The organism is Trebonia sp. (assembly GCF_030042015.1).
Lineage (GTDB): Bacteria > Actinomycetota > Actinomycetes > Streptosporangiales > Streptosporangiaceae > Trebonia.
Map to the genome: position 1 here is coordinate 1 of NZ_JASIAL010000205.1, position 6788 is coordinate 6788.

A 6788-nucleotide genomic window follows, 5' to 3' on the forward strand; every position below is an offset into this window, starting at 1 on the left:
TCCCGGTGGCCAGGCTGGCCCGGCCGGCCAGGCCGGCCCGGCCGGGCGGGCCAGCGAGGGTGGCCCGGCCGGCGGCTCCGGGGTGCGATTGCGCCGGATGGTCTCCGCCGACTTGATGGGCGTGCTCGCCTTGGAGCGCGACCTGTTTGCGGACGATCCGTGGACGCCGGAGATGTTCGCCGAGGAGGTCGCCCAGCCGTCGGCCAGCCGGCTGTACCTGGTCGCCGAGACCGTCGCTGATGACGGCAGGCACGCGCTGACCGGGTACGCGGGGATGATGTTCGTCTCTGGCGGCGGGCAGGCGGACGTGCTGACGATCGCGGTCGCCGCCTCCTGCTGGGGCCGGGGTATCGGGTCCGCGCTGCTTGGCGCGCTGGTTCAGGCGGCACGGGACCGCGGCTGCGCCGAGGTCTTCCTTGAAGTGCGCGAGGACAACCCCCGTGCCAGAGGGCTGTACCTGCGGCGCGGGTTCCAGGAGATCGGGGTGCGCCGTGGCTACTACCAGCCCTCGGGCGTGGACGCGATCGTGATGCGGAAGGACATGCTGCGCTGATGGGCGGACCACTGGTGCTCGGCATCGAGACGTCCTGCGACGAGACCGGGGCAGGGATCGTGCGCGGTCGTGAACTGCTTGCCGACAGCGTGGCGACCAGCATGGACCAGCATGCGCGGTTCGGCGGGGTGGTGCCCGAGGTGGCGAGCCGGGCGCACCTTGAGGCGATGGTCCCTGTGATCGAGGGCGCGTTCGCCAAGGCGGGCGTGCGGCCCGCCGACATCGACGCGGTCGCGGTGACCGCCGGTCCTGGGCTGGCCGGCGCGCTGATGGTCGGAGTAGCGGCGGCGAAGGCCTATGCGTACGCGCTGGGCAAGCCGTTGTACGGCGTTAACCACCTGGCCGCGCACGTCGCGGTCGACCAGCTCGAGCACGGCCCGCTGCCTTCGCCGTGCGTGGCGCTGCTGGTATCCGGCGGGCATTCCTCCCTGCTGCTTGTTCCCGACGTGACCGGGAGCGTGGAGCCGCTGGGTGCGACGATCGACGACGCGGCGGGCGAGGCATACGACAAGGTGGCCAGGGTGCTCGGCATGCCGTTCCCTGGTGGCCCGCCGATCGACCGCGCCGCGGTGTCAGGCGATCCCACTGCGATCAGCTTCCCGCGCGCCAAGTACCACGATGGCACGCTTGACTTTTCTTTCGCCGGCCTGAAGACCGCCGTGGCCCGCTGGGTGGAGGCACGCGAGGACGCGGGGTCCCCGGTGCCGGTCGCCGACGTCGCCGCATCGTTCCAGGAGGCCGTCGCCGACGTGCTCACCAGGAAGGCGGTCGCTGCCTGCCGGCAGCAGGGTGTATCAGACCTGGTGATCGGCGGCGGGGTAGCGGCCAACTCCAGGCTGCGCGCGCTCGCGGCCGCGCGTTGCGAGCAGGCCGGGATCCGGCTGCGGGTGCCGCGGCCCGGCCTGTGCACCGACAACGGGGCCATGGTCGCCGCCCTGGGCGCGCAGCTGGTGTCGAGCGGCCGTCCGCCGTCGTCCCTCGGCTTGCCTGCCGACTCCTCCCTTCCGGTCACAGACGTCCTCGTCCACTGAAGTTCTCGTGAAGTTCCCGCCCCCGCGGAGCCGTCCTCCGCGATCCGGTTGCCGCTCCTTCAGCGTGGCGGGAAGATTAGCGGTCAGTGTCTTTGCGGGTCCGGCCCCGCATTCGGAGCCGAGGCCGTGCGATGTTTACCGAATATGAGCTTTAGAAGTATGCTTGCGGGAAAGTGTGCTATGTCTCTGGGGCGGGGCGGTAGCGGGGTGTCTCTTCCTTTTTAGTACATTTTGTCGGGGTTGCACGGACGCCTGTAAGTACCGGGAGAATTGAGGGGACTGTGGGAAACGCGCTCCTGAGCGTTGCGATATCGAAGCGGGCCTGGTGCTGTCGTGACGTCGATACGCGTTAGCGCGGAAGGGCGTGGCTATACCTTTTCACAGGGGTCCGTGGTTCGCGTGGGCAGTGCGCAGAACGCGGACGTCGTCCTCCACTCGCCCGCGGTCAGCCCGTTCCATGCCCGCCTGGTGCCTGACGGGCACGGCTGGTGGCTGGCGGCGGATGAGGGGGATGTCTGGGTAGCCGGCGGGCGGGCAACCTCGCTGCAGCTGACTGGCGCGGTCAGCGTGCAACTCGGTCCCGGCGGTGAGGCCACCGTTTACCTGGAGCCAGTCACCGAGCAGGCGCGCACACCGGTGCTCGTCGCACGGATCGGCCCCGATCAGCGCGTCTTCCCTGTCGGCACACAGGTACGAGTCGGCCGCGACCCGTCGCTAGAGCTCGTTTCGGTGAATCCGCTTGTGTCGAGGCAGTGCCACGGGCTTATTACCTCTGACGAAAAGGGCGCCGTCTACACCGATAAGTCCCGGCGAGGCACGTTCCTCGACGGGAAACGATTGCGCGGACCGCTGCGCATTACCGAGTCCGTCGTGCTGCGCCTCGGCGATCCGGCAACGGGCGAGGAACTGGGGATCACCCCGCCGCTCAGCGGGGCGGAACTGGAACACAACAGGGACCGCCGGATACTGCGCAGCCGTATCCGGATAGGTGCGGGGCTAGCGGCCGTCGCAATCGCAGGCGGAGTGGCGGCGGCGGTGGTCTTGTCGGGCGGCGGGTCGGCGCCGGCGAGCGGCGGGTTGAGCGGCGGCCTGTCACCCTCCGTCCTGGCGGGCGCGGAAGCGGCCACGGTCCGGCTGTTGCAGGGCTCGCAGTCCTCCTTCACCGGGTGGGGCTCGGGAACCCTGATCAGCCCGACTGGCCTCATCCTCACAAACGCGCACGTCGCCGAGCCGCAGGCGACAGGTGCCGGAGTGGCGCTCGGGATTCCTGCCGCCGAACTTGAGCCAGATCCGCCCTTCCTCACCGTGGAGCTGACCACGGGACCGTCTTCGCCCGTGGTCCCCCGGTACCGGGCCAAGCCGGTGGCCGTCGACGGCTACCTTGACTTCGCGGTCGTCCAGATCTACGCGACCAGCAGCGGGAAGCCGGTGAACCCCGCTTCCCTGCACTTGCCCTACTTCACCATCGGCAACGACGCGACGGTTCAGCTGGACCAGCCAGTGACCGTGCTCGGCTTCCCTGGCGTGGCCGACTCCGACTCGATCACCGTGACAAGCGGGGTGATCTCCACCTTCATACCCGACCCGCTCGGGCACGTGAACAACCCTCGTTTCGAACTGGAGACCACGGCGCGCCTCGCGCACGGCAACTCGGGCGGAGCTGCGATCAACAACGCTGGCCAGCTGATCGGCGTGCCGAGCCTGGAGGTTACCGGGGAAGGCGGTGACATCTCCTGGCGGCTGCGCGCGGTAAGCGAGGCCATGCCGCTCATCACCGCGGCGCGTGACCATACCGCATACCGCAGCAAGATCCTGGTGCAGCGGACGGGCGCGGAGCAGGCGACGGGTGCCGGGGTCGGAGCCACGCCGCAAGCGGCGTGCGCAGGCGGCAGCGCGGTAGGGGCGTCGGCGTCGGCGGTATTCGGCATCGATTATGCCCGGGTTCCAGTCGGCCTTGACCTCGCGATGCTGGTCGCGCTGCCCGACGGAACCGCCGTGACCGTGCCCACTGGCGGATTGCCGCAAGCGACGGCACAATCAAGCAGCGCGTGTTTCACAGTCGATCTCGACGCCGATCAGCTCGGGCTGGCTGCCCTGCCGGACGGGACCTATCACGTCCAGCTTTACGGCGGCCCGAACCTGACCCCGATCGGCGGGTCTGCCGCCCTCACCGTGGGCGCAAGTGGCGGACCCGCAGCCTCGGGTGCGCCGTAGCGCCAGAAGTCATACGAGTGTGTGGAGGTACATGAAATGAGCGGGAACTCGTTCGACGCGCAAGGCGAGGCCCACGAGGCGCTAAGCACGGCGGTCGGCAGTTACGGTTCGAAGGTCCTTGGCGACCCGCGCATCCTCGGCAACCTGGTGACCGACCTGCTGCCAGACCTGCCCCGCGAGCGAAGCCTCCTCGTCACCGCGGCCGAGGCTGGCGTGGCCGGCGAGCTGATCCAGCACGTGGAGCAGCAGCACGTAGACGTCGACACCGCGATCCAGCTCGTCGCGCGGTCGCTGACCGAGCGCAGGTCGCTTGACACGGCGGCCAGCACGTGGGTGACGACAGAGTATGCCCAGGCCCTCGGCTATCCGGTGCGGGCGCAAGCCGGGCAGGCTGCCCCGCCAGCCCAGCAAAGCCCAGGCGCGGCGCCGACCGTCACGATGAAGGCCATGACGCCGCAGTCGCCGCCGGTGGCGCCGATGCCTGTTCCGCCGCCTCCGGCCCGGCCAAGCCCCGCGGCCCCGGCGCAGCCAACCCCGGCGATGCAAGGGCCGACGGCGCCACCCCAGGCCCAGCCCGGACCGCAGGCTCAGCCGCCAGGCCAGTACCAGCCGGCAGGCCAGTACCAGCCGGCAGGCCAGTACCCGCCGGCAGCCCAGGCTCAGCCGGGAGGCCAGGCTCAGCCGGGAGGCCAGTTCCCGCCTGCAGGGCAATACCCGCCAGCCGGACAGTACCCGCCGGCCGGACAGTACCAGCCAGGAGCCCAGTTCCAGGCGGGAGCCCGCCCGGGTGCCCCTGGACAGCAGACGCCGGTCCCGCCGCCTCCGTATCCGGGACAGCCTCCGGTTACCCAGGGCGGCAGCGGCGGGTCAGGCTCTAAGCGAGGCCTCGCCATCGGCGGCGGGATCGCCGCGGTCGTGGTGATCTACCTGATCATCGCGGTCGTGGCGCACGCATTCCCCTTCTCCAAGTCGAGCACGAACAACGCGTCAGGGACGCGCTCGCCGATCCCCAGCACGCACACGACAATCCCCCCGACGAGCCCAGTGACGACTCCCGTGTCGTCGCCCGCGGTGACGCCGACCAACGTGCTGGCGTCTGGCGTTGTCCCGATCAGCACGCTGCTGCCGACCGACCTGGACGACGTCGCCAGCGAGTGCGTGACGCAGACTCCTCCGTTCCCCTGGACCATGCCCGGCCTGGTGACCGCGCTGAAGTGCACCGACCCCGGCCTGCCGGGCGGACAGGTCTTCGCGTTCCAGATGGACAGCTCGGCCAACTACCTCACCTCCTGGAACAACTTCAACAAGTGGTGGGGCTTCGACCTGTCAAGCGCAGGAACGGTCTGCCCGCCGTCCGGGAGCGACACCCAGGGGACGACGGAATGGAAGGACAATCAGTTCCCGTACCGTAACGGCCAGGTGCTTGAGTGCGAGACGGTGGGCAGCGGCAGCACCACTCAGGCGTCATACACGTGGACGTTCCCGACCGAAGACGGGTTCATCATCGCCCAGGCTCCGCACACCTGGACGTTCAGCCAGCTCAACACCTGGTGGCTGAACACATGACCCCGGCGGCACCGTACTCCCGCATGCCCGGAGGGGGCATCTCCAGGCGACCGCTGCACGTCATCATCTTGGCGGACTGCTCCGGCGGGATGAAAGGCGAGAAGATCCAGGCGCTGAACTTCGCCATCGCGGACATGATGCCGCACCTTGAGGCATGGGAGCGCGACCAGGAACAGGCGCAGGTGTTCATCCGGGCGATCGCCTTCGCCACGGAGCCGCGCTGGCACATCCGCGAACCGGTGCCGGTAGCCGGGATCCGCTGGAAGCCGCTCACGCCGGTGAGCAAAGGGCTGACCAACATGGGACCGGCGTTCGCCCTGGCGGCCGAGGCTCTGGCGCCTGGCCAGATCGAACGCCGTGCGCTCCGGCCAGCCATCCTGCTGATCACCGACGGGCTGGCCACCGATCCGCCGGGCGGGTTCGAAGCCGGCCTTGCCACGTTGCTGGCTCAGCCCGCTGGTAGGGCCGCCCTGCGGCTGTCGATCGCGATCGGGCGCGACGCCCAGTCCGACGCGCTCACCCGGTTCATCGGCGACCCGAGCGTGCCGGTGCTCGTGGCGGACAGCACCGAGGACATCGCGGACCGCCTGGTGGCCGCGTCGCTGGCGCTGTCCAGGATGTCGGAGACAGGCGCTGACCGGGGAGCGGTGATGCGCAGGCTGTTCGGCCCGGCGGAGGGCTTCCCGTCGGGGGTGTTCGACCAGGACACGATCGTCTGACGGCGTCATGAGAAGCGAACCCGACCCAGCCGGCTGGCACTTCATTCCCGGTACCGCCCGGGGTGTCACCCACTTCCTGCGTGACATGCCCAACCAGGATTCGATCGCGCATGAGGCCGCTATCGACCTCCCCGCGACCATCGTCGCCGTAGCCGACGGGCACGGCCACTTCCGTCATGCCCGCAGTGCCACCGGATCCGCGCTGGCGGTCGAGGTTGCCTGCCGGGTGGGCGCTCAGTTTGCCGCCACCCTGACCGGCGACCCGGCTGCGGCCGGGGTGGCCGAGACGGTGCGCGACAGCCTGCCGCAAGCAATCGTCGGCGAATGGCGTACCGAGGTTGCCAAGCATCTCGCGGCACACCCTTACACGGCACAGGAGCAGTCTGCCCTCGCAGACGCCGGGGACGAACCGGAGGTCCCCTACGGTTCTACCTTGCTTTTCGCTGTGATCGCCGGGGGCTGGCTGGCGTGTGCGCAGATCGGGGACGGCGACCTGCTCGCGGTCCGGCCGGACGGGACGGCCTTGTCCCCGGTGCCGGGAGACAGCAGGCTCGACGGCCAGCACACGACAAGCCTGTGCCAGCCGGACGCCGAGGATGACTTCCGTACCTGCGCGCTTGACCTGCGCGCGGACCCGCTGCTTGCGCTGCTGCTTGCGACGGACGGGTACGGCAACGCGCAGACGGCCGAGAACTGGCAGCCGGA

6 protein-coding genes are annotated in these 6788 nt (G+C 69.8%); all 6 read left to right on the forward strand.

From position 1 onward, the window contains the following. Nucleotides 1–553: ribosomal protein S18-alanine N-acetyltransferase (gene rimI, locus Q1N79_RS10585; RefSeq protein WP_367185055.1), on the forward strand; the 553-nt coding region annotated here is incomplete at its 5' end. Then, nucleotides 553–1584, forward strand: a complete 1032-nt coding sequence (gene tsaD / locus Q1N79_RS10590) for a tRNA (adenosine(37)-N6)-threonylcarbamoyltransferase complex transferase subunit TsaD (protein WP_300607594.1) — start codon at nucleotides 553–555, stop codon at nucleotides 1582–1584. The genes rimI and tsaD, both read left to right, overlap by 1 nt. A gap of 399 nt (nucleotides 1585–1983) precedes the next feature. Further along, complete coding sequence (locus tag Q1N79_RS10595) at nucleotides 1984–3798, forward strand: trypsin-like peptidase domain-containing protein (RefSeq protein WP_300607597.1); 1815 nt, start codon at nucleotides 1984–1986, stop codon at nucleotides 3796–3798. A gap of 36 nt (nucleotides 3799–3834) precedes the next feature. Then, nucleotides 3835–5364: a hypothetical protein gene (locus Q1N79_RS10600; RefSeq protein ID WP_300607600.1), complete on the forward strand. Its 1530-nt coding sequence runs from the start codon at nucleotides 3835–3837 to the stop codon at nucleotides 5362–5364. Nucleotides 5365–5387: 23 nt separating this feature from the next. Further along, on the forward strand, nucleotides 5388–6083 hold the full coding sequence (locus Q1N79_RS10605; protein WP_300607603.1) for a hypothetical protein: 696 nt from the start codon (nucleotides 5388–5390) through the stop codon (nucleotides 6081–6083). Nucleotides 6084–6090: 7 nt separating this feature from the next. Then, the coding region (locus Q1N79_RS10610) for a protein phosphatase 2C domain-containing protein (RefSeq protein WP_300607606.1) at nucleotides 6091–6788 on the forward strand (698 nt) is incomplete at its 3' end.